This is a genomic window from Rheinheimera baltica DSM 14885, assembly GCF_000425345.1.
GTDB classification, from domain to species: Bacteria; Pseudomonadota; Gammaproteobacteria; order Enterobacterales; family Alteromonadaceae; genus Alishewanella; species Alishewanella baltica.
Genome location: NZ_AUDG01000017.1, coordinates 28,850 through 46,955 on the forward strand (window position 1 = coordinate 28,850; position 18,106 = coordinate 46,955).

Below are 18,106 nucleotides of genomic sequence, written 5' to 3' on the forward strand. Positions count from 1 at the left end.
CCCTGTTAGTAACCAAGTTTAATTTCAGTTGTCGCGGGTAATTCCAGCGTGGCTCTTAGTTTCCATTGTTTAGACGCATCAGATACTACCAGCTGCCATTTACCATCAGGTGTAACGGGTAGGGTAGCCACATAAAGTAATTCTCCACTTCGTTCAGCATCTAAAGCAAAATCTTTTGCGGCTAAAGTGGGGTGGTAGAAATCGAGATGGACAGCACCTTCTAATACAGCACTGTCTGCAAAGCGAACAATCGCTTTATTGCCTGCGATTAATATGGACGCTTGTAAGTTGCGCAGTGCAGCTTCGCGGTATTTTGCTAACTGCATGTTAATAGCTCGCCCGGCTTTATAATAGTCATCAACCACTAAGTCTGGAGAGTGTTGTTGCATAATAATGACGGTGTGCACTGCTTTAATCAGAGTAAATACCGGTATTGCGATTAACAACCAGGGCCACAACTGCTTGTACCAAGGTTTAGTATCTTGCTGCATAACAACCTCAATAAAAATATAGTAATAAGCCCCAAAAAGGGGCTTATTAATTTATATTAAATAACAACTTACTGTTGTTCAGCTTTATCCGGGTTCGCTAATCGGTAAACATATGCAGTTAATATATGCACTTTGTCCTCGCCTAGGGTTTGTTTAAACGCAGGCATTTGACCGTTGCGACCTTTTGTTAATGTTTCTGTCACCGCACCGGCAGAGCTGCCATATAACCAAATGTTATCGGTAAGGTTTGGTGCACCAAAGGGTAAATTATGCGCTAAGCTGCCCTTGCCGTCAGCACCATGGCAAGCCGCGCACAGCGCAAATTTTACCTTGCCGGCTGCAGCGTCACGGTCGTTTACAGTTCTGCCTGATAAGCTCAATACATAGGCGGTCATTTCTTTAATACCTTGCTCACCCATTGCGTCAAACCAGCCTGGCATTGCTGCTTTACGGCCATATAATAGCGTTTCTTTAATTTTGTCAGGTGAGCCGCCGTACAACCAGTCGTTGTCCGTCAGGTTAGGAAAGCCATGCTGACCGCGCGCATCTGAGCCATGGCACAGCGCACAGTTTTGCAAAAACAAACGCTGACCAATTTTTATTGCCGCATCGTCGTAAGCTAAGTCTAATACATCGCGTTTAGCGAACTGCTGAAACACTGGGCCATAAACTTCTTCTGCACGCAGCATCTCGCGATCTAACTCAACCATCTTCCCATCAGCACGGTTCTCTTCTACCGCCAAACGAGACTCTTCTAATGATTTTATGCCTTGATTTGAGCTGGTCCACCCTAAGAAACCCTGCCAATTTCCCAAGCCTGGGTAAGCTGCAAGATAAAACACCGACCACACCAGCGTCAGCACAAACATGTAAGTCCACCAGCGTGGTAGAGGGTTATTTATCTCTTCGATGCCATCTATCACGTGGCCGGTATTTTGATCTTCCGCCACACCGACATAATTCTTCAGGTTCCAGCGTAGCAGCAGCGCACAGCCGATTAATACCGGAAGGGTTAACACTATGATCCAAGCACTCCAAAAGCTACTCATGATCTGACTCCTGTTTGGTTTTTTGTTGTGCTGTTTGTTCGTCGTCAAACACTAGGTTTGCTGCTTTATCAAAGTCAGTTTTGCGCTTTTTACTGTAAGCCCAAATAACAAAAGAGATAAAACCAACGAACAAAACCACGGTAAAAATGCTATGAATAGTTGAGTATTCCATGAGTATTACTTCAGGTGCGTGCCAAGCGACTGCAAATATGCTATCAGCGCCTGCATTTCAGTTTTATTCTGAACGGCAACAGCTGCGCCAGCAATGTCTTCATCGGTATAAGGCACACCATATTGACGCAAAACTTCCATTTTCTTCGCAGTATATTTGCCGTCAAGCACGTTTTTGTCCAGCCAAGGGAAGCCCGGCATATTCGACTGCGGCACAACGGAGCGAGGATCAATTAAGTGTGCATGGTGCCAGTCGTCACTATAACGCTGACCAACACGCGCCAGATCAGGCCCTGTGCGCTTAGAACCCCACAGGAACGGATGGTCCCACACGCTTTCGCCCGCGACTGAATAGTGGCCATAACGTTCAACTTCAGCACGAAATGGACGGATCATTTGGCTGTGACAACCCACACAACCTTCGCGGATGTAGATGTCGCGGCCTTCTAACTGCAATGCAGTGTAGGGCATCATGCCATCAACAGGTTGTGTTGTTTCGTCCATAAAAAACAGGGGTGTGATAAGTACTAAAGTACCAAAACTTATCGCAACAATCGTTAAAACGGCTAATAGGCCAACGCTACGCTCAATTTTGTCATGATGATTCTTATTAGACATAATTACCTCTTACGCTGCTTCTGGCACAGGTTGTAACGTTTGTTCTTTAGCGCGTACTGTTTTATATACGTTGTATGCCATTAACAACATACCCGATACCACAAACACACCACCGATAAACCGCATTAGATAGAACGGCATTGAAGCTTCCAGACTCTGAACAAAACTGTAGGTCAGGGTGCCGTCGGTATTAACCGCGCGCCACATCATGCCTTGAGTAATGCCTGATATCCACATAGCTACGATATACAACACAACACCAATAGTATGTAACCAGAAGTGGGTATTAATCAGTGAAATACTGTACATACGGCCTTGGTTATAAAGTACTGGGATCAGGTGATAGATAGCACCAATTGAAATCATAGCCACCCACCCTAGGGCGCCAGAATGCACATGACCTATAGTCCAGTCAGTATAATGTGATAACGCATTAACTGACTTAATTGCCATCATCGGGCCTTCGAAAGTTGACATGCCGTAGAATGACAGCGAAACAATCAAGAAGCGCAAGATAGGGTCAGTTTTAAGCTTATGCCAAGCGCCAGATAAGGTCATAATGCCGTTGATCATGCCGCCCCAGCTAGGAACAAACAATACAACAGACATCACCATACCTAAAGATTGCGTCCAGTCAGGCAGGGCAGTGTAATGCAAGTGGTGCGGGCCCGCCCAAATATACAAGGCAATTAGCGCCCAGAAATGCACAACTGACAACCGATAAGAATACACCGGCCGTCCAGCTTGTTTGGGTACAAAGTAGTACATCATGCCTAAGAAACCGGCGGTTAACAGAAAGCCTACCGCGTTGTGGCCGTACCACCACTGGATCATTGCATCTACAGCACCGGCATAAATAGAATACGATTTAAACGCGCTCACCGGGATAGCCATGCTATTAACAATGTGCAGCGCTGCAACCGTAAGAATAAAGCCGCCCAAGAACCAGTTAGCAACATAAATATGGCTGGTTTTACGCTTCACTAAGGTGCCGAAGAATACGATGGCGTAAGATATCCAGACTAGGGTAATCAGAATATCAATTGGCCATTCCAGCTCAGCATATTCTTTGCTACTCGTTAAACCCAGCGGCAAGGTGACAACAGCAGAGATTATAACCGCTTGCCAGCCCCAGAATGTAAACATGGCCAGCTTTTCGGCGAACAACCGTACCTGGCAAGTACGCTGAACAATATAATAACTGGTCGCAAACAATGCGCTGGTACCAAAGGCGAATATTACCGCATTGGTGTGTAATGGACGAAGACGACTATAGGTCAACCAGGGAGTGTCGAAGTTTAATGCTGGCCAGTATAACTGGGCTGCAATTAACACGCCCACCGCCATGCCTACAATCCCCCAAAGAACGGTGGTTAAGGCAAAGAGGCGGACAACGCTATAGTTGTAGTCAACATTTAACGAATTGGTATGGCTCATGTTGAGTTCCGCTGCAGTTTGTGCTGGTTACTGATACCGGCTGTAAAGCCAGCCGTTCTTGTTATAGACAGAAAAATACACCCTAATTAATCAAGTGACTCCTCTGTCAAATTTGCGCTGCATATTAAGGGTTTTCCTACTGAAAAGATAGGTAAAACAGCCCATTTTATGATTTAGAACAAAGTCGTTGGTTACTTAGTAATCAAGTGTAGACGGTGTTTGAAGCTTTTCTGTAAAACCGCGTACAATATGACTACATTTCTGTTAAATAACGGCTTTATGCGACTAATTTATCTGATTTATTTACTGTTGTTCACTGTTATTGGCTGTAAACCACAGCAAAATATGCACAGCCCCGCTTTAGTCTTAGTTAATGATACGGAGTTAGTACTGCAGTTGGATCCCGGTAATGCGCCAGTGGAAACCCCTTTGTTGCTAAAGCTTAGTGTTGTTGATGTGGAAAAAGTTACGGGTGAATTGACTGGTGTCTCAATGTATATGGGGCGTGTGCCATTAACGTTTTCTAAAACAAACGAAGGCTGGCAGGCTGAATTTTTGCTCGGCGCTTGTTCTGATCCAAAGATGGTGTGGCAACTCTCGCTAGAGTTGTCTTATACAGATGAAAAAAAACGCTCAATAAAACAACAGTTTCAGTCGAGTTGGCGATAAAGAGAGAAAAATTAGCTTGAAGGGTGGTTGAAAAACAGCCATTATCGCTGGGCATTTTTTGTTGGAGTAAAGCGCATGACCAGTGAGTTTGTCCGTAATATCCACTTAGCAACAGCCCAGCGTCTTAAAGAACAAGGTGCTGACTTAAATTGCATTGTTGAGCATTTTGAAAATGTTTATATGCCGATGGACGAACTGCCAGGCTTGCTTGGGCAATTAGGTTATCCCCAACAGGATCTTAAACAATTTCTAAAAGGCGTCTATCAATAACAGGCTATCAGTGTTTGGTTAAGTTGCAGTGGAGCCTCAGTGTCGAGCTGTAAACGGGCAGTTTCGACGCAAACAAATTCCAGATAGTTGTTGTCTGCCAGATCATTAATATGCCTGCTTTTATCCTGCCAAGGGTTCCAAACAATAGTGGCGTCATGCCCGTGTTGCTTAATATGCACACGGGTATTGGCACTGATAATATGTATATCGTCGGCCGGTTGTTGATATATCCGGTCTACTTCACTTGTAAACTCAGCCGTCGTTGTTGTCCCCATCATGGTTTTACCGCTAACTTTATCCAGGTAATGCTGTGGCAGTGGTTGCACTAACGTTTGCTCTAGCTTAGGTATGTTAAAGTAACTGTGCAGTGCCACTTGCTGGAGTAGTTTGTCAGCACAGGCAATATCGATACTGAGAGTATCGCTTAGGGTAACAGTAAGCTGCAGGGTAACGCTGTCACTATGATAAGGTAAGCCGTTGACGGTAACAGCTAATACGACACGGGTGTATTTATTGTTGCATCGTTGCTCAGTTAACTGCCATAACATCGTTCTTACTACGCCGTGGTTAGGCAGCGACATCTGCATAGGATTTAGCCTGCTCTCTGCAGGACCAAACCAAGGCCAGCATACGGGCACGCCGCCTCGAATAGGGGTATTGTTATGCCATGTTGCTTTTGGTGAGAGCCAAAGTACTTCTTCTTCTGCTTTTGGCACATATGACAGCACTTGACCGCCATATAGCGAAATAACGGCGCTTGCATTGCCAAACTGCAATTTGATGCAGGGGAGGTCGCATAGATGATTAAAGCCTATTTGATGACTAATCCTTTCGTTCACCATGTTGCCTCCCTGTGTGTCATTCATGTTTTTATTATGCGTCAGATTAAAATAAAACAGCCAGCAAAATGCTGGCTGTTTTATTACAAATAGATTTACGCGTGCTTCATAAACTCAACCGTGTTATCGAGCATACGGTTACTAAAGCCCCATTCATTGTCATACCAGCTCATCACTTTTACCAAGCGACCATTTACACGGGTCTCAGTAGCATCAAAAATTGATGATTTAGGGTTATGATTAAAATCTACTGACACCAGCGGTAAATCATTAACGGCTAAAACATCTGCCATCTCAGTTGATAGACTGGCTGTGCGAATAATGTCATTTACTTCTTCAATTGATGTATTACGACCGGCGATGAAGGTTAAATCAACCAGCGAGACATTAAGCGTTGGTACCCGAACCGCTAAACCATCAAATTTACCTACCAGCTCTGGCACAACTAAACCAACAGCCGCTGCAGCCCCTGTTTTTGTAGGGATCATAGACATAGCCGCAGCACGAGCTCGGCGCACATCAGTATGATACACATCGCTTAAACGTTGATCATTTGTGTAAGCGTGAATGGTTGTCATTAAACCTGACTCAATACCCAGGGCATCGTTTAATGGCTTAGCGATAGGCGCTAGACAGTTTGTAGTGCAGGATGCATTAGAAATAATGTTCATTTGAGGCGTTAAAATTTGATGATTAACGCCATATACGATAGTAGCGTCTACATCTTTTGCCGGGGCGGAAATAATCACTTTTTTCGCGCCAGCTGTCAGATGTGCGCCTGCACTCTTACGATCGGTAAATAAGCCAGTACATTCTAATACCACATCAACATTAAGTTGCTGCCATGGCAAATTGGCCGGATTGCGTTCACTTAATGTGATAATTTCATCCTGGTTAACATAAATAGCTTTATCATTATGTTCAACGTTGGCGGCAAAAATACCATGAGCTGTGTCATACTTTAGTAAGTGAGCGTTAATAGCTGCGTCGCCTAAATCATTAATAGCAACCACTTTAATATCGTAATTTTTGCTACTTTCATACAATGCACGCAGCACATTACGGCCAATGCGGCCAAAGCCGTTAATCGCGACACGAATAGTCATATTAACCCCGTTTAATAGATAATCTGAAATTGAGTAAAAACATTATGTAGTAAAATTACATTAATTGTCGGTTATTTCAAGTTTTAAACGCGTAAAAACTGATATTTATGTAATTAAATGACATAAATGAACAATGACTTTACTGGCAATGCCGCCTAGAATATGCGATAGCCAACTGACAAGACTGGGAATTTTTCATGGACGCTACCTTACTGGCTGAACTCATAGCCTTTTGTGGTATTGAAACAGAATTTAATGATGCCTGGGGCCAACCCACCAGAGTGAGTGAACAGCACCAGTTGGCGCTGCTTAGTGCACAGGGCTTTGACATTGACGATGATGACACCGCGCGTTTGCAGCTATTGTCGCGTCAACTTGATTTCTGGCAGCAGCCACTGCAACCGGTGTCAGTTCAAAGAATGGATGAACAGCTGCAACTGTTACTTAACGTAACGCTGGAACAGGCTAATGAGACCTGGACTTTTTTATTAACCAGCGAAGATGGTGTTGAATACCCCTTTACATTGATACCTGTTGATGGCGAGTTAGTCCAGGTTACTGTATTAGATGAAGTTGAGTATCATCAGTACCAGCACCCGCTGCCGTTATCGCTTGCACCGGGATATCATAAGTTGCAGCGCAATAACGATACGATGCAGCAATCATTAATTATTACACCGGGCCATTGTTTTGAGCCGGAAATGTTTAAACATAAACAGCAATGGGGCATATCGTTGCAACTTTATGGCCTGCGATCAGAGCGAAATTGGGGTATTGGTGATTTTACCGACCTTGGTAATACAGTACGCTACTTAGCCGATATGGGCGCCGATTTTGTTGGGTTAAACCCCATTCACGCGTTGTATCCGGCAATGCCAGAAAGTGCCAGTCCGTATAGCCCGTCATCCAGACGCTGGCTAAATATCGCTTATATTGATGTCAGCGCAATGCCTGGTTTCGCTCAGTGTAGCCGAACGCAAAGTCTGGTAACGGCACCAACATTTGAGGCACAGCTTAGTGCGCAGCGTGATAAAGACTTTGTTGACTACAGCGGTGTAATGCAATTAAAACTGCCAGTGATGAAAAGCGCGTTTCAATGGTTTGTTGAGAATGAGAAAACCACAGCAAAAGCACTGAGTAAATCCTATAAGCAATTTAAAAAGGCAGGAGGGGCCAGCTTACAGCAGTTGGCACTGTATGACGCCTTACACGCCCATTTATACCAGCAAGACAGTATGAACTGGGGCTGGCCAAATTGGCCTGAACAATATCGTCAACCGCAATCTCCTGCTGTAGTTGCGTTTGCTAAAACACATAAAGCAGAGCTGGAGTTTTACTGTTATCTTCAATTTATCGCACAACAACAATTGGCATCTGCTCAACAGGTTGCAAAGGATGCCGGTATGTTGTTGGGGTTGTATCGTGATTTAGCTGTAGGCGTAAGTGAAGCATCAACTGAGATTTGGGGAAATCCGCAGTTGTATTGTCGGGACGCCAGTGTGGGCGCTCCGCCGGATCCGCTTGGCCCTGCGGGGCAAAATTGGGGCTTACCCCCGATGTATCCTTTCGAATTATATAAACAGGGCTACCAACCCATTATAGATTTGCTGCGCGCTAATATGCTGCATGCTGGTGCGTTACGTATCGACCATGTAATGGCGTTGCTGCGTCTATGGTGGGTACCTAAACAAGCGGACAATGCTGGTGGAGGTGCTTATGTTTACTATCCTATTATGGATTTACTGGGTATTTTGGCGTTAGAAAGCCAGCGCAATAGTGCGGTGATAATTGGTGAAGATTTGGGCACCGTGCCTGATGGTATCCGCGAGATGCTGGCGCAGTATGGCGTATATTCTTACCGCGTATTTTTCTTTGAAACCGCCGCTGACGGTGGCTATATCTCGCCGGCACATTACCCCCGACAGGCGATGGCGACATTAACAACACATGATTTACCTACTTTAATCGGTTTTTGGCATTGCGAAGATTTACGCCTGGGTAAAGAGCTGGGGCTTTACAAGGATGAGAACCAGCTAAAGGGCTTGTATGCGCAACGGCATAATAATAAACAACGTATCCTAGACTCTTTGCATGGTCATCATGTGCTTCCGGCTGATTATACCCGCAGTGTTGAACATCTGGTCATGGATACTACGCTGAATTTTGCCATGCAACGGCATCTTGCCGTGACCAGCAGCCAGTTATTGTGCCTGCAATTGGAAGATGCCCTGGAGATGACGCAGCCAGTCAATATTCCCGGCACTAGCACAGAATACCCAAACTGGCGGCGTAAATTGTCACAGCCAATCGAGCAGTGGCGGCAAAAAAGTGGTATGACTGAGCTGTTTAAAGACATTACTAAGCGACGCAATAGCTAAAAGGTGTTTCCAATAGCTAAAACACTGATTGCGGTAAAACTGGCAGGCAACGAAAAAAAGCAATAATAAGGATAGACTATGAGCTTAGCGCTATTACAACAGGTAAAGTGTGCAGAACCATTTTCCGTGCTTGGCTGGCAACAGCTCAAAGCGGACAGTCGGGTAGGCTTAATACTGCGGGTTTATTTACCGGATGCTTTAGCGGTGAGTGCCGTGTCGGCCAAAACGGGCAAGTCCTTGGGTGAGCTAACGGCCAATAGTCTTTATTCTGGTGTGTTTGAATTATCGTTACCGAAAAAACGTGTTACAGAGCCATACATCCTAACGGTGAAGAGCGGTAGTTTTGAGTATCAGTTGTTCGACCCTTATCAGTTTACGGACGAAGCATTTTACGCCGTGCACTATGTTGGTAGTCAGCCAGAAAATCTATATCGCCAACTTGGCGCGCAACTCATTAGCCTTAATGTAGGTGGGAAACAAGTTAATGCCTGTCGGTTTGCGGTATATGCGCCAAATGCTAGCAATGTAAGTTTGATTGGCGATATGAATAATTGGGATGGTCGGGTGCATCCGATGCAACGCACCCACTGCGGGCATTGGGTGCTAGTGTTGCCGGAGGTTGCAAGCGGCGTGCGCTATAAATTTGAAATCAAAGATAGTCATGGTCATTTATTGCCACACAAATCTGATCCTATGGCATTTTTCGCGGAGCAATACCCGTCGCATGCCTCTTTAGTCTATGACCACAATCAATACCAGTGGCAAGATGCAACCTGGCGCAACAGAGCCGTAACTGACCCATTAACCAGTCCCATGAGTATTTATGAGCTGCAAGTGGGTTCCTGGTGTCGCGATCTGGATAATCAGCCGTTAACATACCGGGCGTTGGCCGACAAATTAATTCCATATGTGTTGGACATGGGCTATACCCATATAGAGCTGCTACCGGTGATGGAACATCCGTTTGATGGCTCCTGGGGCTATCAGCCACTGGGCTTGTTTGCACCATCTTCACGGTTTGGTTCACCAGATGACTTTAAGTATTTTGTTGATGCCTGCCATCAGGCTGGTATCAGCGTTATTTTAGATTGGGTTCCGGCTCACTTCCCGGAAGATGGCCATGGTTTAGCCCGTTTCGATGGTAGCCATTTATATGAATACGAAGACCCGCGTCGTGGTTGGCATCCAGACTGGAACTCTTGCATTTATGATTACGGTAAAGACTATGTTCGCCAGTTTTTAATTGCCAGTGCCTTGTATTGGCTAGAGCATTTTCACATTGATGGCTTAAGGGTAGATGCTGTTGCGTCAATGTTGTACTGGGATTATTCACGCCAGGAAGGTGAGTGGATCCCAAATATTGACGGTGGTAACCACAATTATGAAGCTATTAGCTTTTTCCGCTGGTTTAATACCGAAGTGTATAGCAAGTTCCCACAGGCAATTACTATAGCCGAAGAATCTACTTCATTTCCTATGGTGTCACGACCGGTTGATATGGGGGGGTTAGGCTTTGGTTTTAAATGGAACATGGGTTGGATGAATGACAGCTTACGTTATATCAGTAAGGATCCGGCGTACCGACGTTATCATCATAACGACCTGACATTTTCTATGGTGTACGCCTATAACGAAAACTTTATTTTACCGCTGTCACATGACGAAGTAGTGCATGGTAAAGGCAGTTTACTGAACAAAATGCCCGGTGATGAATGGCAACAAACTGCGAATTTGCGTGCGTACTATGCTTTTATGTTTGCGCATCCTGGCAAGAAACTGAACTTTATGGGCAATGAGTTTGCACAGGGCCGTGAATGGAGCCACATGCAAAGTTTGGATTGGCACTTGCTGGATTACGATAAACACCGCGGTATGCAACAATTATGTCGTGATTTAAACCACTGTTACCGCCGTCTGGCGCCACTTTATCAGTTGGATTATTCGCAAGATGGATTTCGTTGGTTAGATCATCAGGATGCAGATAACAGTACTTTGAGCTTTCTGCGTAGTGATAAAGCGGGTAACGTCATTTATGTGGTGTGCAATTTTACCCCAATGCCACGTCAAAACTTTTTGTTGGGTGTAGAGCAAGCTGGAGAGTACGAAGTTATTCTTAATACCGATAGCACTTACTATTGGGGCAGTAATTTTGATGTTGGTGGCGGGCTTGTTACGCAAAACCATGCTTATCAGGGAATGACGCAGTGTATCTGTTTGCAGTTACCCCCCCTGGCAACACTGTATATACGAAAAAGAGTTTAATGATTTACACGAACGACAAACAATGAGTGAACTAAGGCAATGAGTAATCAGATACCGTTATTGAAGATGTCTTTAGGTAGCGCCGCTCCACTTGGTGCTACGTTGGTGTCTGAAGAAGCAGGCGTTACCAGCTGGAACTTCGCGGTTTTTGCACCTGATGCCTCTGCGTTAACGTTATGCCTGTATTTACCTGACACCGAGGAGTTGCTTGGTGAGCTTAACTTTAGTGGCCGCACTGGGCCTGTGTGGCATCTGCAGGTAGACGGAATTGATAGTGGCACCTTGTATGCGTTTAAAGCGGCAGGCGCAGATAACCGAGAGCTAGGTTTGGCTTTTGATGCTGAGCGTGTTGTGCTGGATCCCTATGTGAAACAGCTGAACCGTAGTTTAAGTTTTAATCAACGGCTGTATCAAACTAAAAGCCACTATATGCTTGCCAAAGGTGTACTTAAACCGCAGCAGTTTGATTGGCAAGGCAGTGTTAAACCGCAGGTTCCTCGCGAAAAAACTGTTATTTACGAAGCGCATGTCAAAGGCATAACCATGCTTCACCCTGAGGTGCCACCACCATTGCGTGGTACCTATCTTGGCTTGTGTCATCCTGCGGTTATAAGCCATTTACAGCAGTTAGGTATTACTACATTGCAGTTACTGCCTGTAGCGGCATTTTTAAGTGAACCAAAACTTAACGCACTGCAACTGAGTAATTACTGGGGATATAATCCGGTAAGCTTATTTGCACCAGAACCACGTTATCAGGTTAATGATGCCGTATCTGAGTTTAAAACGATGGTACGCAGCTATCATCAAGCCGGTATTGAAGTCATTTTAGATGTTGTATTTAACCATACGGCTGAAGCCGGAGAGGATGGCCCGGTTCTGAGTTTCCGTGGTTTGGCAAATAAACATTACTACTTATTTGAAAGTCATGCCGACATTACCGATTTTAGCCAGCCTTGTAATTATACCGGCTGTGGTAATACGCTAAACGTTGCGCATCCAATGGTACAAAAATTGGTAATGGATGCACTGCGTTATTGGGTTACAGAAATGCAGGTTGATGGCTTCCGGTTTGATTTGGCCACAACACTTGCCCGGGAGCACAAGCGATTTAACCCTTACGCTGCGTTTTTTCAAATCATCGCACAAGACCCTGTGCTGTCTGGCGTCAAGTTGATAGCTGAACCATGGGATGTTGGCCCAATGGGCTATCAATTAGGTCAATTCCCTGCGCAATGGTCAGAGCTAAATGACAAGTGTCGTGATACTTTTCGTGCATTTTGGCGTGGCGACCAAGGCGTGTTACCCGAATTTACCACCCGGTTATTGGGATCGCGGGATATTTTCCAAAAACACCATAAACCCGCATGCTGTAGTGTGAACTATTTAACTTACCACGATGGTTTTACGCTACATGATGTTGTCAGTTATAACGATAAACACAATTGGCTTAATGGTGAAGAAAATCGTGATGGACATAGCCATAACCTAATCAGTAATCATGGTGTGGAGGGGGCAACGAAAGACCCGCAGGTCATCGCTAATCGATACCAGCATAAACGCAATCTGGTGGCGACTTTACTGCTTAGTCAAGGCATGATCCACTGGTTAGGTGGTGATGAGCTTAGCCATACTCAGCGTGGTAATAACAATGCCTATTGTCAGGACAACGACATTAGCTGGTTGGACTGGCATTTAGACAGCGATGAAGATGACTTTTTGCAGTTTGTTCGCCAGATGCTGGCATTTCGACGTAAATATGCCTGTTTGCAGCAGTTATCACTACTTGATGACAGTTATCAATTGCATGGTGATAAACACCAAATCACCTGGTTTTTGCCCGATGGAAGTGAAAAGCAAGAGCATGACTGGCACGACCCTCAGCGGTCTGGTTGTATTTTCCAAATCAGCAATAAAGTGTCTAAAGTCAGTTTGTTGTTCGTTTTTAATGCTGCAGAGACGCCGCTTAATATCAATATGCCTAAGCGACAATGGCAGTTGCTGCTTGATACCAGTATCGACAAAGGGCTGCAACAAGAAGACGCTAATCGGGTAAGTCAGTATCAACAGTATGCACAGAGTATCTCAGTCTGGCAGTAGGTTTATTGCTGCCTTTTCAGTATAATGCGCGCCATTTGAATGCCGCCGCCTTCAACGAAGGCTTAGCGGGGCAACAATAATGAAGGAATGTCAGATGACAGACACAGCAGCACTTTGTGATATCGGGTTTGTCGGCGCCGGTGTGATGGGCAAAAATCTTATTTTGAACCTCGCCGATAACGGTTACCGTGTTGCCGCCTTTGACCTGGACCATCAGAAATTAGAATCGGTACTGGAGCAGGATAAAGCGGAGCGTGGCGAGAAACCGGCCCGCGTTATTGCTTGCAGCTCTTACACTGAATTGCTGTCGCGTTTGTCAGCACCTCATCTTATTGTATTGTCCGTCCCGGCAGGTAAGCCGGTTGACGATGTTTGCCACAAGCTGATTGATGCTGGTATTCAGGCCGACGATATTATTGTTGATACCGGTAATAGTTTGTGGACAGATACCGTTGCGCGCGAAAAAGATTTTGAAGGTAAGTTCATTTTCTTTTCAACCGCTGTATCCGGTGGCGAAGTGGGTGCACGTTTTGGCCCGTCACTTATGCCAAGTGGCGACCCATACGCGTGGACACGCATTAAACCATTGTGGCAGGCGATTGCGGCGAAAGTAGACCCTGCTACCGGTAAACCCATTGAACGATTTGAGCCTGGCAATCCTGTTACAGAAGGTGAGCCCTGTGCAACTTATATTGGCCCAAGTGGTTCTGGCCACTATGTAAAAATGGTTCACAACGGCATTGAATATGCTGACATGCAGCTTATCTGTGAAGCCTATCAGGTGATGCGCGATATTCTTGGTATGCCTGCTGCAGAAATTGCAGAGGTGTTTAAACAGTGGAACCAAGGCAAGTTACATAGCTATTTAATTGGTATAAGCGCCGATGTACTGGCAACCAAAGACTCTGAAACAGGCTTGCCGTTAGTTGATGTCATTATGGACAAGGCTGGCCAAAAAGGCACCGGCTTGTGGACAGCTGTTAGTAGTTTGCAACTGGGAAGTCCGTCACCAACAATTGCTGAAGCGGTGTATGCTCGCTCGTTATCAGCGCTTAAGCATGAACGGGTAAAGGCGGCTACAGTGTTGGCAGGCCCGGCGCAAAGCTTAATTTCTCCTGAGCAAAAAGACGAGATTATTCAGGCATTACATGATGCGCTGTATTGCGCCAAAATATGCGTTTATGCACAGGGTTTCCATCTAATGAAAACCGCTGCGGATGAGCATGGCTGGCAGCTAAACTTTGCCGAAATTGCTAAAATCTGGCGCGCGGGTTGTATTATTCGTGCCGTGTTTTTACAGTCAATTACCGAAGCATATGAACGTAACGATGAATTAGAGAATTTGTTATTAGATCCCTTCTTCGCCAAACAAATTTCTGTTTACCAACAAAATTGGCGCAAAGCGGTAGCTAACGCCACCTTAGCGGGTATTCCTGTGGCCGCATTAAGCTCGGCGCTTAGCTACTACGACTCATATCGCACGGCAGTGTTACCTGCTAATTTATTGCAGGGCCAGCGCGATTATTTTGGCGCGCATACCTTCGAACGTACCGACAAGGCCAAGGGCAAAATGTTTCACGTAGAGTGGAGCCAAAAAGACCGGCCGATGGTGAAAGTAAAATGACAACTCAGCATAACATACAACATATTGGTACTCCGGGTACCGCTAGCAGCACTAAGGTGCTGTTATTAGGCGCTGGGGAATTAGGTAAAGAACTGTGTATCGAACTAAAGCGTTATGGCTGTGAGGTAATAGCAGTAGATCGTTACCCTAATGCACCTGCGATGCAAGTTGCAGACAAAGCCGTAGTCATGTCTATGCTAGATAACGCTGCACTGCGTCAATTGGTGATCACTGAAAAGCCTGCGTTAATTGTGCCAGAGCTGGAAGCTATCGCTACCTCGGTATTGCTTGAACTGGAAGACTGCGGTTTCAATGTGGTACCCAGTGCAAAAGCTGTGAATTTGACGATGAATCGGGAAGGCATTCGCCGCTTAGCCGCGGAAGAATTAAAGTTGGCTACGTCACCTTTTGTTTTTGCCAGTGATAAAGACAGCTTTATCGCTGCGGTGAACACCATTGGCTACCCTTGCGTAGTTAAACCCATCATGTCATCCAGTGGTAAAGGGCAGAGCGTGCTTCGTTCGGACGCTGATTTGGACGCGGCCTGGGTTTACGCTCAGGAAGGCGGACGCGCCGGTAAGGGTAGGGTTATAGTAGAAGGCTTTGTCGACTTCGACTACGAAATTACGCTGTTAACGGTAAATTCGGTGTCCGGCATTCAATATTGTGCACCGATAGGCCATCGGCAGGAAAAAGGCGATTATCGTGAAAGCTGGCAGCCACAGGCCATGAGCAGTGTCGCCTTTGAAACGGCAAAAAGCTACGCTAAAGCGGTGGTAGAGGCTTTAGGTGGTTATGGTTTATTTGGCGTAGAGCTGTTTATTAAAGGTGATAGCGTGTACTTTTCTGAAGTATCACCCAGGCCACACGATACCGGTATGGTCACCTTGATATCCCAGCAATTAAGTGAGTTTGCTTTGCATGCCCGCGCTATTTTAGGCTTACCTATTCCACAGATTAAACAATACGGCCCGGCAGCCTCTGCCGTGTTGTTAGTGCCAGGCAACAGTGCCGATATTCAGTATCATGGTTTAGCCGATGCTTTAGCCGAGCCAGACACCGAATTACGTATTTTTGCTAAACCCGAAGTACAAGGCGAGCGCCGGATGGGTGTAGCACTGGCGTTAAGTGACACGGTAGAAGCGGCAACGCAAAAAGCGCTTAACGTAATTAGCAAACTTAGCGTGACACTAAAATAAGCTTGTTATAATGCTGCATAAAAACCACCTGAGGGTGGTTTTTTTATGCTTGCTTTTGTAAATAAGTTGTTCACTTTGCTAATAAAATCCACTAGCATCAACGCCTGTTGGTCATCATTTAAAACAGGTATAGCCGCATGCAGCAGCAACATCAGCAGCGAATTAAAGACATTGATAAACAGGTTATTAAAATTACCTTATTGGAAGCACCTGGCAGCTTGCTATTTGGCGTGGGGTTGTATGCTAAATTTACTGACGATGGCGCATCAATACTGCCCATATTGCAGGATCAAGCTGTGGTTAACAGCATTATCGTTGTGGGTGCAGCAATTATGCTGTGGGGAACATACAAAATACTCATGCTGACGCAGGAGAAATCCCGTCTGCAAAAAGTAGCAGGGCATTAACCATTGGCACTTATATTAAAGATCATCGCACTAGTTTTCATTTTTAGCACCCAAGCTGCTGATATTTCAGGAATATGGAAACATACAGATAAACCGGCCTGGCTAAATGTAAATATACAAACCGGCACCATTACTGTGCATCGACACGATAATGCTCCGGGCGCAACAGGCCTTACGGTAATTAAAGAGCTAAGCGCAAAACCACCTATTTGGAATGGCAAAATGTACGATGCAGAACAAGGTGACTATGTTTTGGTAACCCTTAAGCTAAAAGACAACCAGACATTGATTGTGGTTGACGAAGATACCACGGAATTACTCAGATTAACGCGGCCGTAGCCGTATGGTTGCGTACTTTTACTGTTTGGTTTGTTAAGTCAGATATAAGTTAGATAGGGAATGTTGAATTTTGAACATGGTACAGCTGGCGCGTTATGTTATTGGTTTAACCTGGATTTACCACGGTATCTTCCCAAAACTATTGCAAATTGCCCCGCTGGAGCAGGCAATGACAGGCAGTTTGGGCTTTTCTGACGACATTACATATTATCTGGTGAAAACTGCCGGCGTGGCAGAAGTGATTTTTGGCCTGGTATTTATTTGCTGCTACCGGCTGAGGATGGTTCAGCTATTAAACCTTATTGGTTTAGTTGGCTTGTTAATATTCGCTGCCATAATGACGCCTTTTATTCTACTTGAAGCTTTTAATCCTATAACAACCAATGTACCGTTAATCGTATTGGGGTATTACCTGTTAAAACAGCAAAATTACGGCGATGACAAGGAACGTGTATGACTGAAGTCGTTATAAGCGATGAAAAAACGGACTTGGATATTGTCAAAATTCATCATTTTCTGAGTACGCAAAGCTCCTGGGCCAAAGGCATTCCGCTGGACACCGTAAGCCGCAGCATTTCTCATTCGATATGTATTGGCCCTTATGCTGACAACCAGCAGGTGGGCTTTTGCCGCATTATTACTGACCAGGCAACCTTCGCTAATTTAGTCGATGTCATCGTCTGGCCTGAATACCGTGGCCATGGTATCGCCGCAAAGTTAATGGCTGCGGTACTGCAGCACCCCAGCGTAGCCGATGTACGCCGCTTTACCTTGGCTACGTCCGATGCGCACGGTTTATACGACAAATACGGTTTTACTGCGTTAAGTAAACCCGAGACGTTTATGGAGATTTACCGGCCTGATGTTTATGACACTTAAAAAATTATTATGCTTCAGGGACTAAACCATATCACCATTGCTGTTAGTGACTTAGATCGCTCGCTGGCGTTTTACACTGAGTTGCTTGGTATGAAAGCGCAAGTGCGCTGGGATGCCGGAGCGGCAGCAAAACAGCAGTGAAGGGCAGTCGGTTTATTTTCTCGATCCGGACGGCCATAAGCTGGAAGCTCATTGCGGTAATTTGCAAACACGGTTAGATGCTTTAAAGCATAAGCAGTACTCAGGCTTGGTATGGTTGTCAGAGTAA

At 45.4% G+C, this 18,106-nt stretch carries 18 protein-coding genes and 1 pseudogene; 12 read left to right on the plus strand and 7 right to left on the minus strand.

Annotation, left to right across the window (positions count from 1 at the left end; genetic code table 11):
- Positions 1-5: 5 nt before the first annotated feature.
- The 5 genes from H595_RS0107395 to ccoN all read right to left on the minus strand — a co-directional run bounded on the left by H595_RS0107395 (position 6) and on the right by ccoN (position 3,766).
- Positions 6-491, minus strand: coding sequence for a FixH family protein (locus H595_RS0107395; protein WP_027670639.1), 486 nt, complete (start codon positions 489-491; stop codon positions 6-8).
- A 68-nt stretch (positions 492-559) separates the two neighbouring features.
- Positions 560-1,540 carry a cytochrome-c oxidase, cbb3-type subunit III gene (gene ccoP / locus H595_RS0107400; protein WP_027670640.1) on the minus strand — a complete coding sequence of 327 codons (981 nt, stop codon included), beginning with the start codon at positions 1,538-1,540 and terminating at the stop codon, positions 560-562.
- A complete protein-coding gene (locus tag H595_RS0107405; RefSeq protein ID WP_027670641.1) occupies positions 1,533-1,712 on the minus strand; it encodes a cbb3-type cytochrome oxidase subunit 3 in 180 nt (59 codons plus the stop codon). Before H595_RS0107405 ends, ccoP begins: the two co-directional genes overlap by 8 nt.
- Before the next feature lie 5 nt (positions 1,713-1,717).
- Positions 1,718-2,329, minus strand: coding sequence for a cytochrome-c oxidase, cbb3-type subunit II (gene ccoO / locus H595_RS0107410; protein WP_027670642.1), 612 nt, complete (start codon positions 2,327-2,329; stop codon positions 1,718-1,720).
- A 9-nt stretch (positions 2,330-2,338) separates the two neighbouring features.
- On the minus strand, positions 2,339-3,766 hold the full coding sequence (gene ccoN, locus H595_RS0107415; RefSeq protein ID WP_027670643.1) for a cytochrome-c oxidase, cbb3-type subunit I: 1,428 nt from the start codon (positions 3,764-3,766) through the stop codon (positions 2,339-2,341).
- Between the two features lie 249 nt (positions 3,767-4,015).
- Between ccoN and H595_RS21830 the strand changes: the two genes are divergently transcribed.
- Positions 4,016-4,435, plus strand: a complete 420-nt coding sequence (locus H595_RS21830) for a hypothetical protein (protein WP_051219781.1) — start codon at positions 4,016-4,018, stop codon at positions 4,433-4,435.
- Positions 4,436-4,510: 75 nt separating this feature from the next.
- The gene (locus tag H595_RS0107425; protein ID WP_027670644.1) at positions 4,511-4,705 is read left to right on the plus strand and encodes a hypothetical protein; all 195 of its coding nucleotides are present in this window, start codon (positions 4,511-4,513) and stop codon (positions 4,703-4,705) included.
- Here the strand turns inward: H595_RS0107425 and H595_RS0107430 are convergent.
- Together H595_RS0107430 and gap are read right to left on the minus strand one after the other, a co-directional pair.
- Complete coding sequence (locus H595_RS0107430) at positions 4,699-5,547, minus strand: D-hexose-6-phosphate mutarotase (protein ID WP_037054034.1); 849 nt, start codon at positions 5,545-5,547, stop codon at positions 4,699-4,701. The two genes, H595_RS0107425 and H595_RS0107430, sit on opposite strands and share 7 nt — an antisense overlap.
- A gap of 92 nt (positions 5,548-5,639) precedes the next feature.
- The gene (gene gap / locus H595_RS0107435) at positions 5,640-6,650 is read right to left on the minus strand and encodes a type I glyceraldehyde-3-phosphate dehydrogenase (RefSeq protein ID WP_027670646.1); all 1,011 of its coding nucleotides are present in this window, start codon (positions 6,648-6,650) and stop codon (positions 5,640-5,642) included.
- A 197-nt stretch (positions 6,651-6,847) separates the two neighbouring features.
- Here gap and malQ point away from each other — a divergent pair, with 197 nt between their 5' ends.
- The 10 genes and pseudogenes from malQ to H595_RS23805 all read left to right on the plus strand — a co-directional run bounded on the left by malQ (position 6,848) and on the right by H595_RS23805 (position 18,106).
- Entirely contained in the window at positions 6,848-9,028 is a 2,181-nt protein-coding gene (malQ, locus tag H595_RS0107440) for a 4-alpha-glucanotransferase (RefSeq protein ID WP_027670647.1), read from the plus strand.
- A 78-nt stretch (positions 9,029-9,106) separates the two neighbouring features.
- Complete coding sequence (gene glgB / locus H595_RS0107445; RefSeq protein ID WP_027670648.1) at positions 9,107-11,290, plus strand: 1,4-alpha-glucan branching protein GlgB; 2,184 nt, start codon at positions 9,107-9,109, stop codon at positions 11,288-11,290.
- 39 nt (positions 11,291-11,329) lie between these two features.
- Entirely contained in the window at positions 11,330-13,390 is a 2,061-nt protein-coding gene (gene glgX, locus H595_RS0107450; RefSeq protein WP_027670649.1) for a glycogen debranching protein GlgX, read from the plus strand.
- 94 nt (positions 13,391-13,484) lie between these two features.
- A complete protein-coding gene (gndA, locus tag H595_RS0107455) occupies positions 13,485-15,014 on the plus strand; it encodes an NADP-dependent phosphogluconate dehydrogenase (RefSeq protein WP_027670650.1) in 1,530 nt (509 codons plus the stop codon).
- Complete coding sequence (gene purT / locus H595_RS0107460) at positions 15,011-16,213, plus strand: formate-dependent phosphoribosylglycinamide formyltransferase (protein ID WP_027670651.1); 1,203 nt, start codon at positions 15,011-15,013, stop codon at positions 16,211-16,213. The genes gndA and purT overlap by 4 nt, the downstream gene beginning before the upstream one ends.
- Before the next feature lie 137 nt (positions 16,214-16,350).
- Positions 16,351-16,620, plus strand: a complete 270-nt coding sequence (locus H595_RS0107470; RefSeq protein WP_027670652.1) for a hypothetical protein — start codon at positions 16,351-16,353, stop codon at positions 16,618-16,620.
- A gap of 3 nt (positions 16,621-16,623) precedes the next feature.
- Positions 16,624-16,959: a DUF2147 domain-containing protein gene (locus H595_RS0107475; protein ID WP_027670653.1), complete on the plus strand. Its 336-nt coding sequence runs from the start codon at positions 16,624-16,626 to the stop codon at positions 16,957-16,959.
- 76 nt (positions 16,960-17,035) lie between these two features.
- The gene (locus tag H595_RS0107480) at positions 17,036-17,416 is read left to right on the plus strand and encodes a DoxX-like family protein (protein ID WP_037054037.1); all 381 of its coding nucleotides are present in this window, start codon (positions 17,036-17,038) and stop codon (positions 17,414-17,416) included.
- Entirely contained in the window at positions 17,413-17,838 is a 426-nt protein-coding gene (locus H595_RS0107485) for a GNAT family N-acetyltransferase (protein ID WP_027670655.1), read from the plus strand. Before H595_RS0107480 ends, H595_RS0107485 begins: the two co-directional genes overlap by 4 nt.
- Before the next feature lie 9 nt (positions 17,839-17,847).
- Positions 17,848-18,106: pseudogene (locus H595_RS23805) on the plus strand (VOC family protein).

Excerpts from the sequence above, each read along its gene's own strand:
- H595_RS0107430 (WP_037054034.1), bottom strand. The coding sequence starts at position 5,547 with ATGGTGAACGAAAGGATTAGTCATCAAATAGGCTTTAATCATCTATGC.
- gap (WP_027670646.1), bottom strand. The coding sequence starts at position 6,650 with ATGACTATTCGTGTCGCGATTAACGGCTTTGGCCGCATTGGCCGTAAT.
- H595_RS0107485 (WP_027670655.1), top strand. The coding sequence starts at position 17,413 with ATGACTGAAGTCGTTATAAGCGATGAAAAAACGGACTTGGATATTGTC.
- glgB (WP_027670648.1), top strand. The coding sequence starts at position 9,107 with ATGAGCTTAGCGCTATTACAACAGGTAAAGTGTGCAGAACCATTTTCC.
- H595_RS0107395 (WP_027670639.1), bottom strand. The coding sequence starts at position 491 with ATGCAGCAAGATACTAAACCTTGGTACAAGCAGTTGTGGCCCTGGTTG.
- H595_RS21830 (WP_051219781.1), top strand. The coding sequence starts at position 4,016 with ATGACTACATTTCTGTTAAATAACGGCTTTATGCGACTAATTTATCTG.
- ccoO (WP_027670642.1), bottom strand. The coding sequence starts at position 2,329 with ATGTCTAATAAGAATCATCATGACAAAATTGAGCGTAGCGTTGGCCTA.
- H595_RS0107480 (WP_037054037.1), top strand. The coding sequence starts at position 17,036 with ATGGTACAGCTGGCGCGTTATGTTATTGGTTTAACCTGGATTTACCAC.
- H595_RS0107470 (WP_027670652.1), top strand. The coding sequence starts at position 16,351 with ATGCAGCAGCAACATCAGCAGCGAATTAAAGACATTGATAAACAGGTT.
- malQ (WP_027670647.1), top strand. The coding sequence starts at position 6,848 with ATGGACGCTACCTTACTGGCTGAACTCATAGCCTTTTGTGGTATTGAA.
- glgX (WP_027670649.1), top strand. The coding sequence starts at position 11,330 with ATGAGTAATCAGATACCGTTATTGAAGATGTCTTTAGGTAGCGCCGCT.
- ccoN (WP_027670643.1), bottom strand. The coding sequence starts at position 3,766 with ATGAGCCATACCAATTCGTTAAATGTTGACTACAACTATAGCGTTGTC.
- gndA (WP_027670650.1), top strand. The coding sequence starts at position 13,485 with ATGACAGACACAGCAGCACTTTGTGATATCGGGTTTGTCGGCGCCGGT.
- purT (WP_027670651.1), top strand. The coding sequence starts at position 15,011 with ATGACAACTCAGCATAACATACAACATATTGGTACTCCGGGTACCGCT.
- H595_RS0107405 (WP_027670641.1), bottom strand. The coding sequence starts at position 1,712 with ATGGAATACTCAACTATTCATAGCATTTTTACCGTGGTTTTGTTCGTT.
- H595_RS0107425 (WP_027670644.1), top strand. The coding sequence starts at position 4,511 with ATGACCAGTGAGTTTGTCCGTAATATCCACTTAGCAACAGCCCAGCGT.
- ccoP (WP_027670640.1), bottom strand. The coding sequence starts at position 1,540 with ATGAGTAGCTTTTGGAGTGCTTGGATCATAGTGTTAACCCTTCCGGTA.